This is a genomic window from Reyranella massiliensis 521, from assembly GCF_000312425.1.
Lineage (GTDB): Bacteria > Pseudomonadota > Alphaproteobacteria > Reyranellales > Reyranellaceae > Reyranella > Reyranella massiliensis.
In genome coordinates, this window is the sequence record NZ_HE997181.1 from 3,967,722 (window position 1) to 3,984,670 (window position 16,949).

Consider the following 16,949-nt stretch of genomic DNA (forward strand, 5'->3'; position numbering starts at 1 on the left):
AATCTGAACGCACTAGAAGCGACGGAACGCCGTTTTGGCTTAATCCCTCTTTTCAGCGCGAACTACAGCTTCAAAGAGTCGTCCCTCTTCGATCGGACTTCCAGCTTCGCCTTGCTTCGGTCGTGCTTTTTGATCTGAACCAAGTTCTATTTGGTCGGACCTATAATAGACGGACGCTGAGGTATCGACCCATCCAATGCGCTTTCCAGCCCGCCAAACAAAGCCGTCGCCCGTGCGCTCGAGACTGGCTCCCGGTGGTGCAGCGGCGGCCTGCTCGGAGGCAAGGACCGCGGCATCCAAGTTAGACTGAATTTTGATGCCGACAGAATTAGCCTTGATGGTTGGCTTCTCGGACTTGCCGATCTCGATCTGATCCAGTCGATAGAAAGTATCTGAACCGTCGTCGATCCATCCGATACGCTTTGCATTCGTCCAGACGAAACCATCACCAGTGCGTTCATAAGCGGAACGGAACTGAGGCGCGCCTGCCGACGCCGGTGGAGGAACAGGACTGCAATCTAAAGCGTAGGGATTCACCCAGAACGGTATAATTTCGGTCTTCGTCGTGATGGTGACTTGCACCGCATCGTCGAACTTCTCAATAACGGTCACCGTCGATTTATCGGGCAATCGCAAACAACCTACGCTGCGCAGTTGTTCGGCATTTGTTGCCGATATCGAAGTCTTGAGGGCACGCGCAGTCGAGCATGCCACTTCGCCAAATTGCTTCATTCGACAGACGTCGTTTGCGATCGCCAATGTCGGCAGACCTGCACACAGAAACCCGCAAATTATGGATAGGCGGCCCATAGATTGAGTTCCTCGATCGAAAGCGTATGCAAAGTCAGCGCGTTTCGGTCCAGCTCTCGGAGAAAGCCAGCGCCGAGGTGCTGAAGGGCCGACCTTCGCGATCGCGCGGCCAGGGTTTGCCGCGGGCCTGCTGGCCGTTCAGCGTCAGCCGGCCGGACAGCGCCGGCACCAGCACGGTGCAGACGCCATAGGGCCTGGGGTTCGGCGCCTGGTTGGGCTCGGTATGGATGAGCAGCGGATCGCCGATATCGTGCCAGGTGAGCGAGATCTCGGCGTCGGCGGCGGAGACATACTCGGTCCAGTAGTAGCGCGGGTCGCCGGCCTTGCTGAAGTCGGCGTCGACCACCGGGATCGAGGTATCCTTCAGCTCGGCATTGAGCATGCCCTGCACGGTCTGCTGCAGCCAGCGCGCCATGGCGATGTTGTCGGAGTAGATGCGCCACTTGTTCTCGGTCAGCTCGCTCTTGAGATAGAGCACATGCCCCGGCCCCGCCGGGCAGAACAGGATGCGCCAGTAGCTTGCATCCGTGGAATTGGGATCGCCGTCCTTTTCACTCAGACGCAGGAACGGGTTCTCGCCGGTGAGGATGACGCGATGCGGATCGGCTACGGGCATTTCCTGTCTCCCTAGAGTACCTGGTTGCGTAAGGTCTTCTCGCCACGCCACAGGCGGTCGAGATTCTCCATCAGGATATCGAGCACATTGTCTTCGTAGGCCCGCGTCTCACCGGCCGTGTGCGGCGTGATGAAGACGTTGGGCATCGTCCAGAGCGGCGACGCAGCCGGCAGCGGTTCGTCGGCCGTGACATCGAGGGCCGCCGCCCAGATCTTGTTGCCCTGCATCGTCTTGATTAGGGCCTCCTCGTCCGCGACCTTGCCGCGCGCGACGTTGACGAACACCGACGATGGTTTCATGGCGGCAAAGGCCGCCGCGCTCATCAGGCCCGTGGTCTCCGGCGTCAGCGCGCAGGTCAGCGCCACGAAATCGGCCTGCGGGACCAGCTTCACCAGATCGCCCATGCCGTGGATTTCGTCGGCGCCGTTCGTACCGGCCTTGGGGTCACGCCGGATGCCGACCACCTTCATGTCGAAGGCCTTGGCGAGCTTGGCGAGGTGGCTGCCGATGCGGCCCATGCCGACCACCAGCAGGGTCTTGCCGCCCAGTTCATCCTCGCGCTGCGTCAGGTCGCCCAGCATGCCGCGCCACACCTTCTGGTGCTGGTTGTCGCGTGCCTCGGGCAGACGCCGTGCGATCGCCAGGATCAGGGCGATGGCATGCTCTGCCACGGCGCGGGCATTCACGCCGGCGGCGCTCGCCAGCCGGATGCCCTTGGCGCCCAGCAGTTCCTTGGAATACTGGTCCATGCCCGAGCTGATGGACTGGATGAACCTCAGCTTGCCGGCGTGCGGAATCAGGTCGTTCTTCCACATGCCCGACGCCAGCACCACGTCGGCCTCGCCAATGCGCTTCACCAGATCGTCATAGGCACGGACTTCGAAGCACTTGATGCCGGTCTTGCGCAGCTCGAACCGGTCCATCATCCGATATGCCGCATGTGCAAAACAGATGGTCAGATTTTCTTTCGACGGAAACATGGAACTCCCCCTGCACGAGGTGCCACACTAGCCCGAACAACCGCCCCGGGGGAAACGCCATGCGTCGCAATATTCTTCGTGAACGTCTCAATGCCGGCCAGCCGACCGTCGGCACGCACATCCTGTCGGCCTGGCCGACCCTGGTCGAACTGATCGGTCACTCCAAGCAGTACGACTACGTCGAGTTCACCGCCGAATACGCGCCGTTCACGATGCACGATCTCGACAATCTCGGCCGCGCCTTCGAGCTGATGAATATGTCCGGCATGATCAAGATCGAGCAGACGCAATATACCCATCAGGCGATGAGGGCGATTGGCTCGGGCTTCCAGAGCGTGCTCTTTGCCGACATCCGCTCGGTCGAGGACGCCAAGGCCGCCGTCGACGCCGTACGCGCCGAGACGACGATGGCCAAGGGCGTGCGGAGCCGCGGACGAATGGGCGTCGGCATGCGCCGCGACGTCGGCACCGTCCGGGAAGGCGGCACGCCCGCCTATGTCGACGCGCTGGACGAGGTCGTGATCGCCATCATGGTCGAGAAGAAGTCCTGCGTGGACGATCTCGATGCCGTCCTCTCGGTACCGGGGATCGACATGGTCCAGTTCGGCGCCTCCGACTTCTCCATGAGCATCGGCAAGACCGGTCAATATGCCGACGCCGAGGTCCTGGCGGCGGAGAAGAAGACCATCGAAACGGCCCTGAAGAAGGGGCTCCATCCGCGAGTCGAGCTGCGCGATCCGAGCCAGGCCGGCAAATACCTCGACATGGGCGTGAAGCATTTCTGCATCGGCTGGGATGTCCGCATCCTGGCCGACTGGTGGGACAGCAAGGGCGCGGAAATGCGCGGCCTGCTCGACGGCAAGGCCGCCGCCCCGGCGAAAGCCCCCGCCAAAGCCGGCAACTACGCCTGAGAGACGAATGAACAAACCGCCGATCGCGCCGCGGCGCCCCTCGCCGCGCCTCCTCCATGGGATCACCGTCGAAGACGACTATGCCTGGCTGAAGGACGAGAAGTGGCAGGAGGTTCTGCGCGATCCGTCGCTCCTCGATCCCGACATCCGCACCTATCTCGAGGCCGAGAACCAGTACACCGAGACGCTGTTGGCCCCGACGCACGACCTGCAGAAGGCCCTGGTCGCGGAGATGCGCGGCCGCATCAAGGAGGACGATTCCGGCGTGCCGACGCCGGATGGTCCCTTCGCCTATCTCTGGAAGTTCCGCGAAGGCGGACAGCACGAGCAGATCGGCCGTACGCCGCGCAACGGCGGCGAGATGCAGACCGTCCTCGATGGCGATGCGCTGGCCCAGGCGTCCGACTATTTCAAGTTCGGCGGCACGCGCCATTCGCCGGATCACCGGCTCGTCGCCTGGAGCGCCGACCTGCGCGGCTCCGAATTCTTCACTCTGCGCGTGCGCCGCTGGGATACTGGCGAGGACTTGCCCGACATTCTGGAACAGACCGGCGGCCGGATCGTCTGGGGGCGCGACTCCTCGTTCTTCTACTACGTCCAGGTCGACGACAATCACCGTCCCCTGAAGGTCTTTCGCCATCGCCTAGGCACGCCGCAGATCGACGATGTCCTCGTCTACGAAGAGAAAGACGTCGGCTGGTTCACCCATATCGAGGAAAGCCCCAGCGGACGCTTTTGCGTGATCGCGGGCGGCGATCACGACACGACCGAGCAGCACCTGATCGACCTCTCCGTGCCGGACGCGACACCTCGCCTGATCGCACCGCGACAGAAAGGTGTTCGTTACAGCGTCGCCGATCGCGGTGAGGAGCTGTTTATCCTGACCAACGAGGGCGGCGCCATCGACTTCCGCATCGCCACCGCACCGCTCGCAATGCCCGGCCGCGCAAACTGGCAGGAGCTGATCCCGCACCGGCCGGGCGTCTACATCCTCGGCATGGAGCTGTTCGCCGGCCATCTCGTGCGGCTGGAACGATCGAACGCCCTGCCGTCGATCGTGATCCGCGAACTAGACAGGGGCGGCGAGCATGTCATCGCCTTCGACGAAGCTGCCTACTCGCTCGACATGGCAGGCGGCTTCGAGTTCGACACGACCACGCTGCGCTTCGTCTATTCGTCGATGACCACGCCGGCCGAAGTCTACGACTACGACATGGCGAGCCGCGAGCGCACCTTGCGCAAGCGCCAGCAGATCCCCTCCGGTCACAACCCGGCCGACTATGCGACGACGCGCATCCTCGCGCGGTCGCACGACGGCGCCGAGGTGCCGGTATCGATCCTGCATCGCCGCGACTTCAAGAAGGACGGCGGCGCCCCGCTGCTCCTCTACGGCTATGGCTCCTACGGCATGGCCATGCCGGCGTCGTTCTCGGCCAACCGGCTGTCGCTGGTCGATCGCGGCTTCGTCTACGCCATCGCCCATATCCGTGGTGGCTCGGACAAGGGCTGGTCGTGGTATCTCGACGGCAAGCGGGAGAAGAAGACCAACACCTTCGACGATTTCGCCGCGGCCGGCCGCGCGCTCATCGCCGGTGGCTATACCTCGGCCAAGCGCATCATCGGACATGGCGGCAGCGCGGGCGGCATGCTGATGGGCGCGGTGGCCAATCGCGCCAGCGAGCTGTTTGCCGGCATCGTCGCCGAAGTGCCTTTCGTCGACGTGCTGAACACGATGCTCGACGACAAGCTCCCGCTGACGCCGCCGGAATGGCCCGAGTGGGGCAACCCCATCACCGACGAAGCGGCGTTCCGCTACATCCTCTCCTATTCGCCCTACGACAATGTCGCCGCCCGGGACTATCCGGCGATCCTTGCCATGGCCGGCCTTACCGATCCGCGCGTCACCTACTGGGAACCGGCCAAGTGGGTCGCCCGGCTGCGCGCCACGATGACCGGCGGCGGGCCGGTGCTGTTGCGCACCAACATGGGCGCGGGACATGGCGGTTCGTCCGGACGGTTCAACCGGCTGGACGAGGTGGCGATTGCCTATGCCTTCGCGTTGCGCACGGTCGGCCTCGTCCCCGACAAGGCGTAACGTCGAGCGATTCAGCTAGGCAGACCGTCCTTCGAAGGTTCATCCTGCCGCCAGCAGGAGGGAACGCCATGAAGAATCAAGCAGACACGATATTGAAGGACGCCGTGGCTCGAGGCGACGTGCCCGGCGTGGTGGCGGTCGCGACCGACCGCAAGGGACAGACCTACGAAGGCGGGTTCGGCAAGCGGGTGCTGGGCGAAGCTGCCGACATGACGCCCGACACCGTCGCCTGGATCGCCTCGATGACCAAGGCGGTGACCGGGGCGGCCGCCATGCAACAGGTCGAACGCGGCAAGCTCGACCTGGATACGCCGGCCAAGGCGATTCTGCCTGCCCTTGGCAACGTGGGCGTGCTCGAAGGTTTCGACGCTGGCGGCAAGCCCAAGCTGCGCAAGGCCAAGCGCGACATCACCTTGCGCCACCTGCTCACCCATACGGCGGGCTTCGGCTACGACATCTGGAACGCCGATCTCGCCAAGTATCAGGAGAGCGAGGGCGTGCCGGGAATCATTTCCTGCCAGAACAAGGCCTTGACCACGCCATTGCTCTTCGACCCGGGCGAGCGCTGGTACTACGGCATCAATATCGACTGGGCCGGCAAGATGGTCGAAGCGGCGGCCGGCAAGAAGCTCGGCCAGGTGCTGCACGACGATCTGCTGGGGCCGCTCGGCATGAACGATACCGCCTTCCGCATCACCGACGGCATGCGCAAGCGGATGGCCAAGATCCATCATCGTGGCCCCGACGGCGCGCTGACGGCCGACCCGGCGCTGGAGATCCCGCAGGAACCGGAGTTCGAGATGGGCGGCGGCGGCCTCTATTCGACGGCCGGCGACTATCTCAAGTTCGTGCGCATGATGCTGAACGAGGGCAAGGCGGACGACGGCAAGCCCGTGCTGAAGCCCGAGACCGTGGCCACCATGTCGAAGAACGCCATGGGCGAGTCGCGCGTGACCCTGCTGAAGACGGCGGCGCCCCCCTTCTCCAACGATGCCGAGTTCTTTCCCGGCCTCGACAAGCAGTGGGGCCTCTCCTTCATGATCAACAACGAGGAAGCGCCGACCGGCCGCTCGGCCGGCGGACTCGCCTGGGCCGGCCTCGCCAACACCTACTACTGGATCGACCAGAAGAAGGGCATCGGCGGCGTCTACATCACCCAGATCCTGCCCTTCGCCGACGTGAAGTCGCTGCCGCTGTTCTACGCCTTCGAAAGCGCGGTCTACGGCAAGTAAGGATCAGGCAAGACCGAACAGCTCGGTCTCCTCGCGTACGCCTCGCAGGCGGTGGCGCCCGAGAGAGACAAGGCGATCCCTACTGAGGGTCGCGGCCTCCGCGAAGGCCCGCGACACCAGAAGTTGACGGCCGAGCGGCTGGCAGAGCGCTTCGATGCGCGACGCTTCGTTGACGGCGGGGCCGATCACGGTGAAGTCGAGCCGCGTATCGCTGCCGACATTGCCGTAGAGCACCTTGCCGATATGCAGCGAGACATCGAGCCCGGCGGCCAGTTGGCCGTCGGCGTGCCGGCCCTTGTTTATCCGCTCGACGCGCGCCAGCGCTTCGATCGCCGCTTCCAGCGCGGCGGCGCAAACGGAGGCGCGGCCATCGAGCACGACGCCGAATGCCGCCAGCAACCCGTCACCCATGAACTTCAGCACCTCGCCGCCGTGCCTGACGACCGGTTGGACCATGCAGCCGAAATAATCGTCGAGCAGCAGGATCAGGTCGCGGCCGGGCATCGTATCGGCGAGCGCAGTGAAGCCCTGCAGATCGGCAAAGAGCAGCACTGCCTCGACGCTCTGGACTTCGCCACGCAGCACGGTGCCGGCCAGCACGCGACTTGCCGGGTCGTTGCCGAGATAGGCTGCCAGCAGGCCATGGCTTAGGGCCCGCGCCGTCGCGGCCTTCGCAGCAACGGCGAAGCCGGGAACTGCCTGCCTGAGCGCCTCGGCATCTTCCGTGCGATAGCCGCCCGGCCGTCTCGTCGCGGCAGAGACCACTAGGAATCCCGACTCGGCATGTTCGACGTCGGTCGCATCGCCGATCCGCGGCGAAAGCTCGCCCAACGGCAGGACCCAGCCCATCCATTCGGTCGTTCCCACCGCGCGCAGCTCTTCGAAGACCGGCAGGTTGGGCACGTCGGCTCCCGTGTCGAAGCGGTAGCGTTGTTCGGTCAGGCCGTCGCGCAGCATGGCGGCGAACGGGCTCTGCCGGATCAGGAGCGAATCGATCTCCTCATGCGCGATCTCGAAATGCCGGGTGACCTGATGGCCGCGATCCCAGACCAGGCTGCGCGCCCGCATCATGGGGTGCAGTGTGTTCATGCCGACGAACAGGCGCTCGACCTCAAGGCCTGCTTCGTTGAGGCGACGACCAAACCCGTCGACCATGTCCTCGAGCGGCATGTTGCGCAGGCCCGCCTGGGCCAACCACCCGGCGAGAGGGAGGGAATTCATCGACAGGACACTCCACGCAGAAGCAGGACGAACATAGCCGAAGCCGCTACAAAGACAGCCCCTCGACGAGGAAGTTTCGATGGCGAAGACCGATCCCGCACGCAAAACGCTTCGCCCGGACGAGGTCATGGGCCTGATGAAGGCGGGTCGCACTTTTCAGGCGGTGGCCTTTACTTCCGAGGTAGAGTTCGACGAACTCGACCTCTCGGAAGGCCGCTTCGAGGACTGCACCTTCGATCTGCCGAATATCCGAGGCACCGACTTTTCGGGAGCGCAATTCAAGGACTGCCGCTTTTCACCCGGGCGGTTCGCCAGTTGCAAGTTCGCCGGCGCCCGCTTCCAGGGCACCGGCTTTTTCGACACCGACCAGAAGAAAGGCTGCACCTTCGCCTTCTGCGATCTGCGGGACGTCGAAGCGGAGAAGTGCAACTTCGCGGTCGGCGCCTTCGAACGCTGCGACATGCACGACTTCCGCGCCAGGGAGTGCAGCTTCCGCGGGGTGCGCTTCCACGCCTCCACCTTCACCAAGGCCGTCTCGAAGCGGGTGATCGTCACGCGGGCGCGCTTCGAGACCTGCAACTTCACCTTCACGGACTTCTCCGGCGTGTCGCTCGAAACCTGCGAGTTCCAGACCTGCAAGTTCCTCGACACGGCCCTCTTCGACGTCAATCTCACCGAGGCGATCCTGCGCGACTGCTCGCTCGACAAGGTCGAATGGGAACGGGCCAACCTGACCCGCGCCGATCTTCGGGGCACGACGATTTCCGGACTGAACCTCGCCGTGCTGTCCGGCTACGCCGGGCTGATGATCGGCGAGAGCCAACAAACGGAACTGCTCGAACGGCTGGGCGTCATCGTCAGCCTCGACTAGAGCCTAAGCCGGCGGCGGCACCATCGTGCCTTTGGGCAACGCCGCGCAATGGTCGTAGATGTCCGAGGGCCGCGCAAACCAGACCTTGTCCTTCTGCGGGTGGTTGGCGATGTGCTGCAGCGCCTCGCGCAGCATGCGCAGCCGATAGGGCTGCCCCACGATCATCGTGTGCAGGGCGATGCCGCAGACCAGCGGCTGTTTGGCCGACTGACGCAGCAGTTCCTCGAACTGGCCAATAATGAAGTCGCGGAACTGCTCGGGCGTGTGATGGCGTACCAGCACCTGCGGGCTGTCGTTGATCTCGATGGGATAGGGCACGCTCATCAGCGGCCCCGAGCGCGTCTTCATCCAGAGCGGCTGGTCGTCGGCGGGCCAATCCATCAGGAAGTCGAAACCGACCTCCTTGAGAAGGTCGGGCGTCCAGCGCGTCGAGGCCATCCAGGGGGCCATCCAGCCGCGTGGCCGCTTGCCGCTCGCTTTCTCGATGGCGTCGCGCACTTCCTCAAGAAAGCGCTTCTCGTCAGCTTCCCACATATGGCCATGCCGTTCGGCATTGGTGCGGCCGTGCCCGATGAACTCGTCGCCGCGCGCCTTCAAGGCATCGACGATCTGCGGCGCGTAGTCGAACACCGTGGTGTTGATCAGGTGCGCGGCCGGCAGATTGAGTTCGTCGAAGAGTTCAAGGCAACGCCACACGCCGACGCGGTTGCCGTAGTCGCGCCAGGCAAAGGTGCGCGGATCGGGTGGCGGATTGGCGACCGTGAGCAGATGTCCCTCGCCCGCTCCGAACGCGAAATGTTCGATGTTGAGACCGAGATAGACGGCCAGCCGCTTGCCCTCGGGCCAGGAATAGTCTTTGCGTTCGGTGATGGGGGAATAGGCATAGCGGTCGTGATACGGCAGGCGAATCGTGTGCATGGCTACCTCTTGACGACCGCGACTTTGTTCTCGGTTTCACTGGCGTTCATGGCCCGGAAGCGCGCGACGGCATTGGCATGGAAAGCGCGTTCCTCCGCGCCGGCTTCCTGCACCGGGCGGCGCTCGTCGTCGAAGTGACCGTACTTATCCTCGCCACGCACCAGCATCGCCGTCACACGGGTCGCCGACGTACAACGCGCCCAGGTCGGGATGTAGCTGATGCCGAGCCCGATGCGCCGGTCGTTGGAGCGGTTGGGCCGCGAGTTGTGCACGAGATGCGTATGGTGCAGCGAAAACTGTCCCGCCTTCACCGGCATGTAGGCCGTCTTTGTACGATCGACGTCGACGGCCAGCTCCTGGCCGCGCGACAGAAGATTTTCCGGATCCTGCATCTCCGCGTGCGGAAGCTGGCCGAGCCTGTGAGAGCCCGGCACCACTTCCATGCAACCCGCCTCGACCGGCGCATCGGTGAGCGCCACCCAGGCCGTGACATGACAGGCCGGCTCCAGGGCAAAGTAGGTCGCATCCTGGTGCCAGCTCACATAGGCGCCGGAACCGGCATCCTTGGGCCAGACGGTGAGATGGAACAGCCGGATGTCGGGCCCGATCAGATCCTCGACGGCGTCGAGCACCTCGGGTGCATGCACGATCTCGTCGACCCAGGGAAAGAGGAGATGCGGCTTGAAATTATGGCCGCGCGTCATCTTCTGACCCTGCGCCTGCTCGAAGGCTTCGAGCCTGGCGCGCCAGGCGCGTGTCCGCTCCGTCGAGAAAGCATCGACGGGGCAGACATAGCCCTCGCGCTCGTATTGAGCGATTTGTTGAGCGGTGAGCTTCCGGGGCATCAGTGCGCCGTCCAGCCACCGTCGACGAACAGCAGCGTGCCGGTAACGAACGACGAGTCGTCGCTTGCCAGAAAGAGCGCCGCGCGCGCCACTTCCTCGGGCTTGCCGATACGGCCCAGCGGGTGACGCTGCTTCCAGAAGGCCTTCATCGCTTCCGGATCGTCGTAGCGTTTCAACGAGCGGGCCGGCATGGGCGTGTCGATGACGCCGGGCATAAGGGCGTTCACACGAATGCCCTGCGCCGCGTGATCGACCGCCATGGTCTTGGTGAAGGAAGCGATAGCGCCTTTGGAAGCGACATAGGCGGCGTTGCGACCGGGGCTCGACTGCGCGAGCTGCGATCCCACCGTGACGATTGCGCCCGAACCGGCAGCAATCATTGGCTGGATGGCGTGATGGATCCAGAGATAGGTGCCCTTGACGTTGATGTCGAAGGTGCGATCCCAGGTCGCCTCGTCGACGGTGTCGACCGTGCCGCCCAAGGAAACACCGGCCGCCGTCATCAGCACATCGATGCGTCCCCACTGTTCCATGACATGGGCGACGCCGCCGCGCACCTGCTCGGCACGGCTGACATCGGCAGCGATGGCCAGCGCATGGCCGCCTTCGCTTTCGATTTCCGCTGCGACGTCGAGGATGCCGGCTTCGTCGAGATCGACCAGCGCCACGCGGGCGCCTTCGGCAGCGAACAGACGGGCAGAAGCGGCGCCGATGCCCGACGCGGCTCCCGTCACGATGACAACGCGATGCTCTAGCTTCATGCGGCGAGCTTAGCGCGCCGCCGTACGGTCTGTCAGTGCACCTTCAACGCGGGCGTTTGCGCAACGGGCGTCTGCGCTGCGCGCGGCGGGCCAGCATGTTGAGCGCCTCGATCAGGCCGGAGAAGGCCATGGCGGCGTAGATGTAGCCCTTGGGCACATGGGCGCCCATGCCGTCGGCAATCAGCGTGGCGCCGATCATCAGCAGGAAGCCCAGCGCCAGCATCACGATGGTAGGATTGTGACCGATGAAGCGCGCCAGCGGATCGGCAGCGAGCAGCATCGTCCCAACCGCGACGATGACCGCGATCACCATAATCGGAATGTCATCTGTCATACCGACCGCCGTGATGATGCTGTCGAGCGAGAAGACCAGGTCGAGGATCAGGATCTGGCCAATGACACCGGCAAATGTCGCCCCGACAACCGTGCCGGCGTCGGCTTCATGGTCTTGGCCGCCGGTGACATGGTCGTGAATCTCGCTGGTCGCCTTGTAGATCAGGAACAGGCCGCCAACGATCAGAATCAGGTCACGCCAGGAAAACCCATGCCCGAACAGGGAGAATATCGGTGTCGTGAGCTGCACGATGAAGGCGACGCCGCTCAGCAGGCCGAGACGCAAGATCACCGCCAGACCGATGCCAACCCGTCTGGCCTTCGATCTCTTCTCCTCGGGCAGTTTGTTGGTCAGAATGGAAATGAAGATCAGGTTGTCGATGCCCAGCACGACTTCCATGATCACCAGCGTGGCCAGGGCCGCCCAGGCTTGCGGATCGCGGGCGAGGGCGAGGAGCTCTTCCATCATCTCCCTACCATAAGACATTGCAGCCAGCGGCCAAGAGACCTTTCTTTTACGAAGCCGACCCGCTAAGCCCGCAGCCGATGTCCGCCCCTGCCGCCCCGACGGCCGCCCCGCCGCTCGCGATAGCCCTTCTGTCGGTCGCGGCCTTCGCCGCGGCGGCCAACATGCGCGTCATCGACCCTCTGCTGGTGCAACTATCCGCCAGTTTCGGCGTCACTGTAGGCGAAGCATCGATTGCCGCCACGGTCTTCCTTTTCGCCAATGGGGTATTCGTGCTGGTGCACGGCCCCTTCGGCGACCGTTACGGCAAGATGCCGGTGGTCGCCATAGCCTGCGTCGGCGCCGCGGCCTGCTGCCTGCTCGGGGCCATCTCGACCTCGCTGAATATGCTCACCCTGGCGCGTTTCCTGACAGGGGTAACGAGTTCCGCCATCATCCCGCTCGCCATCGCCTGGGTGGGCGACAATGTAAGCTACGAGAAACGCCAGGCCACCCTTGCCCGTTTCCTCACCGGCCAGACGCTCGGCCTGATGACGGGCGCGGCGCTGGGCGGCGCGATCGGCGACTGGCTGGGCTGGCGCTCGGTCTTCTGGGTATTGGCCGGCATCTACGTCATGGCGGGCGTCGCCCTGCTCGCGGTCATGCGCGCGCGACCCGAGATTGCCCGGCGAACCGAACGCAGCCAGGGATCGATGATCGGGCAGATGTTCAGCGTTCTGCGCCGGCCGTGGGCCCTCACAGTCATCCTCGTCGTTGCCCTGGAAGGCGGCGTCTTCTGGGGAGCCTTCACCTTCGTCGGCGCCGACCTACACCAGCGCTTCGACATGGGCTTTGCCGCGATCGGGCTTGCTGTCGCCGCCTTCGGCGCCGGCGGCTTCCTCTACGTCATGGTAGCCCACCATCTCGTGCGCATCCTGGGCGAGCGCGGGCTTTGTACTTGGGGTGGCGTGGGCCTCGGCATCGCCTTTGCCGGCATGGCGCTTGCGCCGGTCGCCGAGGTCGAATTCGCGGCCATCGTGCTCTCGGGCGTGTCGTTCTACATGCTGCACAACACGCTACAGACCAACGGCACGCAGATGGCACCCGAAGCACGCGGCGCCGGCATGGCTCTCTTCGCGCTCTGCCTTTTCATCGGCCAGGCGATCGGCGTGCCCATCGCCGCCCCAATTGTCGATCGCTGGGGCGCACCGCCCATCTTCTGGGCGGCTGCCGTCTTCCTGCCGCTGCTGGCCTTCTGGTTCTCGGCGGCGATCACGCGGCGCAGTCAGCTCTCCGGCGACACCCGGAACTGATAGGGCAGCTCGAGCGCCTTGCACTCCTCCGCCGTCAGCACGATATCGGTCGACTTCGCGGCCGAGGTGAGCTGGTCCAGTCCGGTCGCGCCGATGATCGGCGCCCCCATGTAGGGCTTGTGCAGCAGCCAAGCGAGCGCCACCTGAGCAGGCGTCACGTCCTTCGCCCTGGCGATCTTTTTCAAGCGCTTCACGACTTCCCAATCGCAGTCGCGATAAGTGCCAGCCTGCACCACCGTATCGTTTTTCGAGCGCTCGGTGCTGCCTCCGCCCTCCTTGTTGCGATTGCCGGCCAGGAAGCCGCGCGCCAGCGGCGAATAGGGAATGAGGCCGACGCCTTGCTCGTGGCAGAGCCGGTTCATCTCCCGTTCCTCCTCGCGCTGGATCAGATTGTAGAGATTCTGCATGGCAATCGGCCGTGCGTAGCCCTTCCAGTCGGCAATCATCACCATCTGGGCAAACTTGTAGGCCGGCATGGTCGAACCGCCGATGTAACGGACCTTGCCCGAACGGACGATCTGGTCGAGCGAATACATGGTCTCCTCGATCGGCGTATGCGGATCGAGCCGGTGGACCTGATAGACATCGATATAGTCGGTCTGCAGGCGCTTGAGTTGGGCATCGACCGACGCCATCAGATGCTTGCGGCCAGTGCCGACGTCGTTGGCGACGCCGCTCATGCGGATGCCGACCTTGGTCGAGAGCACGATCTCCTCGCGCTTCGTCATCTTCATGAGCGTCGCGCCCATGATCTCCTCGGAGCGGCCGAAATTGTAGGTGTCCGCCGTATCGAAGAAGGTGATGCCGACATCGAGCGCCCGCTTGAAGTAGGCCGGCGCTTCGGTCTCGTCGAACTTGCCCCAGCCGCGGCGGCCCTTGGCTCCCCAGGAATTGCCGCCGAGGCAAATCCTGCTGACGATCAGGCCCGAGCGGCCGAGCGGTCCGTACTTCATCGAGAATCCCCCTTGCCGGCGAGAGCTTAAGCTCCCACCTTCGACGAATGAAAGTGCTGATCGAATATTGCGGCGCTTGAGGCTACAAGCCGCAAGCCCTCCGTGTGAGGGAACGCCTCGAGAAGCTGGGCCTCGAAAAGCTGGGTAGCGCCGACATCGAGCTGCGCCCCGGCAAATCCGGCCAGTTCGACATCACTGTCGATGGCGAACTGAAGTACACCCGTCACAGCACCGGCCGCTTTCCGACCGATGCCGAGATCGAAGACCTGCTTCCGGACTGACTCCGGCGTCAGGCCAGTATCTCTTTGTTCACGACATTGGCCGTGTTCGGCCGGCCATCGAAGACGCTGAGGATATTTTCGACGGCAGTGACGGCCATGCGGTCGCTGGCTTCCTTGGTGACGCCGGCCATGTGCGGGCTGAAGATCACGTTCTCCAGGCTGAACAGCTTGTTGGCAGGATCCGGCGGCTCCTTGTCGAGCACGTCGAGACCGGCGCCGCGCAGCTTGCCAGTCGAAAGCGCCGCGTAGAGCGCATCCTCGTTCACGATGCCGCCGCGCGCGGTGTTCACCAGGAAGGCCTCGGGCTTCATGAGACCGAGCGTCTCCGTGTTGAACATGTTCACCGTCTCGGGCGCCTTCGGACAATGAACCGAGACGAAGTCGACCTTGGGAAGGACGGCCTTGAGGTCGGTCACCTTGGTGGCACCCGCCTTCTTGATCTCGGCTTCGGAAATGTTGGGATCGAGCACGAAGACGTCCATTTCGAAGGCCACGCACCGCTTCACCGTGCGCGAGCCGATACGGCCCATGCCGACCACCAGGATCGACTTGCCCGAAAGATCGGCCGGCAGGTCGGAGAGGCGCTGGCCCCAGCCCTTCTCGCGCACGAAGCGGTCGTATTTCTTCACCAGGCGCGCCGAGGCCAGAAGCATGTACATCGCATGCTCGGCCACCGAGACGGAGTTGGCGATGCCGGTGGTCATCAACGGGATCTTGCGCTTGTTCAGTGCCGGAATCTCCACGGCGTCGAAACCTACGCCGAGACGAGCCACCACCATCATGCCCGGTGCAGCATCGAGCTCGGCCTGGCGGAAGGGAGTCGCGCCCAGGGTCACCGCGTTGGCATCCTTCAGCTTGGGATGCAGGCTCGGCACCGTATCGTCGGTCAGGATTTCGTAATCGACATCGTCTCGCGTCTTCAGCACGTCGATCCCGGCCTGCGGCATGCGGCCGACAATCAGCACTTTCTTGCGATTTTTGCCCGTAGTCATCGTTTCCCCTGCAATCTTGCCGTGCGAACGGGCGCGATCCTAAAGGCCGTCGCCCCAAGGCGCTAGGGGAGGTAATTGAGCGGGAGCCGCGTGGTGGATTTGATCTCCTCCATGGCAAACATCGAAGTGACGTCGGACAGTTCGACCCTGGCAATCAAGCGCTTGTAGAAGGCGTCGTAGGCTTCGATGTCGGGCAGAGCGAGCCGGATGAGGTAGTCGATCTCACCGCTCATGCGATAGCAGTCCATCACCTCCGGAAACGAGGCAACGGCCTTGGCGAAGCGGGCGAGCCACTGGGCATTGTGCTGCGACGTGCGAACCGCAACGAACACCGTCACGCCGGCATTCACGGCCTTGCGATCCAGCAAGGCCACGCGCGCGCGCACGATGCCTGCTTCCTGCAATCGGTTGATTCGCCGCCAGCACGGCGTAGTCGACAGGCCAACGCGGCGGGCAATCTCGGCCAATGCCATATCGGCATTGTCCTGCAGGCAATCCAGAATCTTCCGGTCGAAGGAATCGAGCGACATTTTTGCGGCCATAAGCGATCTCTGAGAATGAATTTCTCAAATCTGCCGGGTTTAGCGCAAAGGTAGCAAGCCGTTTCCCGCTGCGACCGCTAGAATTCTGGTCATGTTAAAGCGTTTCACTGATCATCCCGCCTCGGTCAACGAGACCTACCTGCAGCATATGGGTATGGCCTTCGGCTTCGGCGGGCGGATGCTGGTCGGAGCTCTGGCCTGTTTCGTACACGGCATTTTTCCCTGGCTCTGTCTCACCAGGGGCAGCGACACTGTACGCACCCTCCATCACCGCATGGTGACCCATCGCACGGTGCAGCCGGCCAAGTCCGATCGCGCCACGGCCGTCGCAGCCGGCGACTGACAGACGTATCGTCCGAGCAGGTTATTGGAGTCCGCAACCACTCGCCGCCATGCTACGTTTGTCTCCATGGGGGAGTGGCGAAGCAGCGGAGAATTCCAGTGGAAACACCCGTACGGATCAGCTTTCAAGGCAGCACGCCCAGCGAAGCGCTGAGCAACCTGATCTCCGAGCACCTCGAAACGCTGGAACGGCTGCATGGCCGGCTAACATCGTGCCAGGTCGTCGTACAAGTGCCCGATCGCCACCACCGGACCAGCAACCTCTACAGCATCAATATCCACCTCGTGCTGCCGGGCAATATCGACATCAATGTCGACCACACGCCCCAGGAAGATTCGCGTTTTTCCGACCCCGTGTTCGCCGTCAACGATGCCTTCCGCCGCGCGAAGCGTCTGATCAAGGAGAAGTCACGCAAGCAGCGCGGCGAGGTCAAGAACCTGCACGAGCGGGTCGACCGAACGCTCGACCGGCCTCCGAGCTGAGGTCG

18 protein-coding genes and 1 pseudogene are annotated in these 16,949 nt (G+C 63.8%); 8 read left to right on the plus strand and 11 right to left on the minus strand.

Going from position 1 to position 16,949, the window contains the following annotated elements; translation table 11 throughout:
- Window positions 1-39 precede the first annotated feature (39 nt).
- The 3 genes from BN60_RS30565 to BN60_RS19345 all read right to left on the minus strand — a co-directional run bounded on the left by BN60_RS30565 (window position 40) and on the right by BN60_RS19345 (window position 2,352).
- Complete coding sequence (locus BN60_RS30565) at window positions 40-732, minus strand: hypothetical protein (protein ID WP_148283488.1); 693 nt, start codon at window positions 730-732, stop codon at window positions 40-42.
- Window positions 733-844: 112 nt separating this feature from the next.
- Window positions 845-1,426 carry a hypothetical protein gene (locus BN60_RS19340; RefSeq protein WP_020697785.1) on the minus strand — a complete coding sequence of 194 codons (582 nt, stop codon included), beginning with the start codon at window positions 1,424-1,426 and terminating at the stop codon, window positions 845-847.
- Between the two features lie 11 nt (window positions 1,427-1,437).
- Window positions 1,438-2,352: a D-2-hydroxyacid dehydrogenase gene (locus BN60_RS19345; RefSeq protein WP_215905923.1), complete on the minus strand. Its 915-nt coding sequence runs from the start codon at window positions 2,350-2,352 to the stop codon at window positions 1,438-1,440.
- A gap of 113 nt (window positions 2,353-2,465) precedes the next feature.
- Here BN60_RS19345 and BN60_RS19350 point away from each other — a divergent pair, with 113 nt between their 5' ends.
- From BN60_RS19350 to BN60_RS19360, 3 genes are all read left to right on the plus strand, one after another.
- On the plus strand, window positions 2,466-3,317 hold the full coding sequence (locus BN60_RS19350; protein ID WP_020697787.1) for an HpcH/HpaI aldolase family protein: 852 nt from the start codon (window positions 2,466-2,468) through the stop codon (window positions 3,315-3,317).
- Between the two features lie 7 nt (window positions 3,318-3,324).
- Window positions 3,325-5,412: a S9 family peptidase gene (locus tag BN60_RS19355; RefSeq protein WP_020697788.1), complete on the plus strand. Its 2,088-nt coding sequence runs from the start codon at window positions 3,325-3,327 to the stop codon at window positions 5,410-5,412.
- A gap of 68 nt (window positions 5,413-5,480) precedes the next feature.
- Window positions 5,481-6,644 carry a serine hydrolase domain-containing protein gene (locus BN60_RS19360; protein ID WP_020697789.1) on the plus strand — a complete coding sequence of 388 codons (1,164 nt, stop codon included), beginning with the start codon at window positions 5,481-5,483 and terminating at the stop codon, window positions 6,642-6,644.
- 3 nt (window positions 6,645-6,647) lie between these two features.
- Here the strand turns inward: BN60_RS19360 and BN60_RS29145 are convergent, their stop codons facing one another.
- Window positions 6,648-7,865 carry an adenylate/guanylate cyclase domain-containing protein gene (locus BN60_RS29145; RefSeq protein ID WP_020697790.1) on the minus strand — a complete coding sequence of 406 codons (1,218 nt, stop codon included), beginning with the start codon at window positions 7,863-7,865 and terminating at the stop codon, window positions 6,648-6,650.
- Window positions 7,866-7,944: 79 nt separating this feature from the next.
- Between BN60_RS29145 and BN60_RS30165 the strand changes: the two genes are divergently transcribed.
- Complete coding sequence (locus BN60_RS30165; RefSeq protein WP_020697791.1) at window positions 7,945-8,736, plus strand: pentapeptide repeat-containing protein; 792 nt, start codon at window positions 7,945-7,947, stop codon at window positions 8,734-8,736.
- A gap of 3 nt (window positions 8,737-8,739) precedes the next feature.
- Here the strand turns inward: BN60_RS30165 and BN60_RS19375 are convergent, their stop codons facing one another.
- The 4 genes from BN60_RS19375 to BN60_RS19390 are packed head-to-tail and all read right to left on the minus strand — an operon-like array spanning window position 8,740 to window position 12,059.
- On the minus strand, window positions 8,740-9,654 hold the full coding sequence (locus BN60_RS19375; protein WP_020697792.1) for a polysaccharide deacetylase family protein: 915 nt from the start codon (window positions 9,652-9,654) through the stop codon (window positions 8,740-8,742).
- A 2-nt stretch (window positions 9,655-9,656) separates the two neighbouring features.
- A complete protein-coding gene (locus BN60_RS19380; protein ID WP_020697793.1) occupies window positions 9,657-10,499 on the minus strand; it encodes a phytanoyl-CoA dioxygenase family protein in 843 nt (280 codons plus the stop codon).
- Window positions 10,499-11,260: an SDR family oxidoreductase gene (locus BN60_RS19385; RefSeq protein WP_020697794.1), complete on the minus strand. Its 762-nt coding sequence runs from the start codon at window positions 11,258-11,260 to the stop codon at window positions 10,499-10,501. The genes BN60_RS19380 and BN60_RS19385 overlap by 1 nt, the downstream gene beginning before the upstream one ends.
- A 43-nt stretch (window positions 11,261-11,303) precedes the next feature.
- Complete coding sequence (locus BN60_RS19390) at window positions 11,304-12,059, minus strand: TerC family protein (RefSeq protein WP_020697795.1); 756 nt, start codon at window positions 12,057-12,059, stop codon at window positions 11,304-11,306.
- A gap of 80 nt (window positions 12,060-12,139) precedes the next feature.
- Between BN60_RS19390 and BN60_RS19395 the strand changes: the two genes are divergently transcribed.
- Window positions 12,140-13,351, plus strand: a complete 1,212-nt coding sequence (locus BN60_RS19395; protein WP_020697796.1) for an MFS transporter — start codon at window positions 12,140-12,142, stop codon at window positions 13,349-13,351.
- On the opposite strand, the gene BN60_RS19400 is transcribed toward BN60_RS19395, so the two are convergent.
- A complete protein-coding gene (locus tag BN60_RS19400) occupies window positions 13,324-14,304 on the minus strand; it encodes an aldo/keto reductase (protein ID WP_020697797.1) in 981 nt (326 codons plus the stop codon). The genes BN60_RS19395 and BN60_RS19400 overlap by 28 nt on opposite strands.
- Before the next feature lie 98 nt (window positions 14,305-14,402).
- Between BN60_RS19400 and BN60_RS29950 the strand changes: the two are divergent.
- Window positions 14,403-14,585 (plus strand): annotated as a pseudogene (locus tag BN60_RS29950) (Rdx family protein); the annotation flags it as partial.
- Between the two features lie 8 nt (window positions 14,586-14,593).
- Here the strand turns inward: BN60_RS29950 and BN60_RS19405 are convergent.
- Entirely contained in the window at window positions 14,594-15,577 is a 984-nt protein-coding gene (locus tag BN60_RS19405) for a hydroxyacid dehydrogenase (protein WP_020697799.1), read from the minus strand.
- A gap of 62 nt (window positions 15,578-15,639) precedes the next feature.
- On the minus strand, window positions 15,640-16,119 hold the full coding sequence (locus tag BN60_RS19410; protein ID WP_245539834.1) for an Lrp/AsnC family transcriptional regulator: 480 nt from the start codon (window positions 16,117-16,119) through the stop codon (window positions 15,640-15,642).
- A gap of 91 nt (window positions 16,120-16,210) precedes the next feature.
- Between BN60_RS19410 and BN60_RS19415 the strand changes: the two genes are divergently transcribed.
- Both BN60_RS19415 and BN60_RS31025 read left to right on the plus strand, forming a co-directional pair.
- A complete protein-coding gene (locus BN60_RS19415) occupies window positions 16,211-16,462 on the plus strand; it encodes a DUF6356 family protein (RefSeq protein ID WP_020697801.1) in 252 nt (83 codons plus the stop codon).
- 98 nt (window positions 16,463-16,560) lie between these two features.
- Window positions 16,561-16,944, plus strand: a complete 384-nt coding sequence (locus BN60_RS31025; RefSeq protein ID WP_020697802.1) for an HPF/RaiA family ribosome-associated protein — start codon at window positions 16,561-16,563, stop codon at window positions 16,942-16,944.
- Window positions 16,945-16,949: the final 5 nt, after the last annotated feature.

Bases quoted from the DNA above. Each gene is read 5' to 3' on its own strand.
- BN60_RS19350 (WP_020697787.1), top strand. From the start codon at position 2,466: ATGCGTCGCAATATTCTTCGTGAACGTCTCAATGCCGGCCAGCCGACC.
- BN60_RS19415 (WP_020697801.1), top strand. From the start codon at position 16,211: ATGTTAAAGCGTTTCACTGATCATCCCGCCTCGGTCAACGAGACCTAC.
- BN60_RS29145 (WP_020697790.1), bottom strand. From the start codon at position 7,865: ATGAATTCCCTCCCTCTCGCCGGGTGGTTGGCCCAGGCGGGCCTGCGC.
- BN60_RS19385 (WP_020697794.1), bottom strand. From the start codon at position 11,260: ATGAAGCTAGAGCATCGCGTTGTCATCGTGACGGGAGCCGCGTCGGGC.
- BN60_RS19375 (WP_020697792.1), bottom strand. From the start codon at position 9,654: ATGCACACGATTCGCCTGCCGTATCACGACCGCTATGCCTATTCCCCC.
- BN60_RS19345 (WP_215905923.1), bottom strand. From the start codon at position 2,352: ATGATGGACCGGTTCGAGCTGCGCAAGACCGGCATCAAGTGCTTCGAA.
- BN60_RS19340 (WP_020697785.1), bottom strand. From the start codon at position 1,426: ATGCCCGTAGCCGATCCGCATCGCGTCATCCTCACCGGCGAGAACCCG.
- BN60_RS19360 (WP_020697789.1), top strand. From the start codon at position 5,481: ATGAAGAATCAAGCAGACACGATATTGAAGGACGCCGTGGCTCGAGGC.
- BN60_RS19355 (WP_020697788.1), top strand. From the start codon at position 3,325: ATGAACAAACCGCCGATCGCGCCGCGGCGCCCCTCGCCGCGCCTCCTC.
- BN60_RS19395 (WP_020697796.1), top strand. From the start codon at position 12,140: ATGTCCGCCCCTGCCGCCCCGACGGCCGCCCCGCCGCTCGCGATAGCC.
- BN60_RS30165 (WP_020697791.1), top strand. From the start codon at position 7,945: ATGGCGAAGACCGATCCCGCACGCAAAACGCTTCGCCCGGACGAGGTC.
- BN60_RS30565 (WP_148283488.1), bottom strand. From the start codon at position 732: ATGAAGCAATTTGGCGAAGTGGCATGCTCGACTGCGCGTGCCCTCAAG.
- BN60_RS19390 (WP_020697795.1), bottom strand. From the start codon at position 12,059: ATGGAAGAGCTCCTCGCCCTCGCCCGCGATCCGCAAGCCTGGGCGGCC.
- BN60_RS19405 (WP_020697799.1), bottom strand. From the start codon at position 15,577: ATGACTACGGGCAAAAATCGCAAGAAAGTGCTGATTGTCGGCCGCATG.
- BN60_RS19410 (WP_245539834.1), bottom strand. From the start codon at position 16,119: ATGGCCGCAAAAATGTCGCTCGATTCCTTCGACCGGAAGATTCTGGAT.
- BN60_RS19400 (WP_020697797.1), bottom strand. From the start codon at position 14,304: ATGAAGTACGGACCGCTCGGCCGCTCGGGCCTGATCGTCAGCAGGATT.
- BN60_RS19380 (WP_020697793.1), bottom strand. From the start codon at position 10,499: ATGCCCCGGAAGCTCACCGCTCAACAAATCGCTCAATACGAGCGCGAG.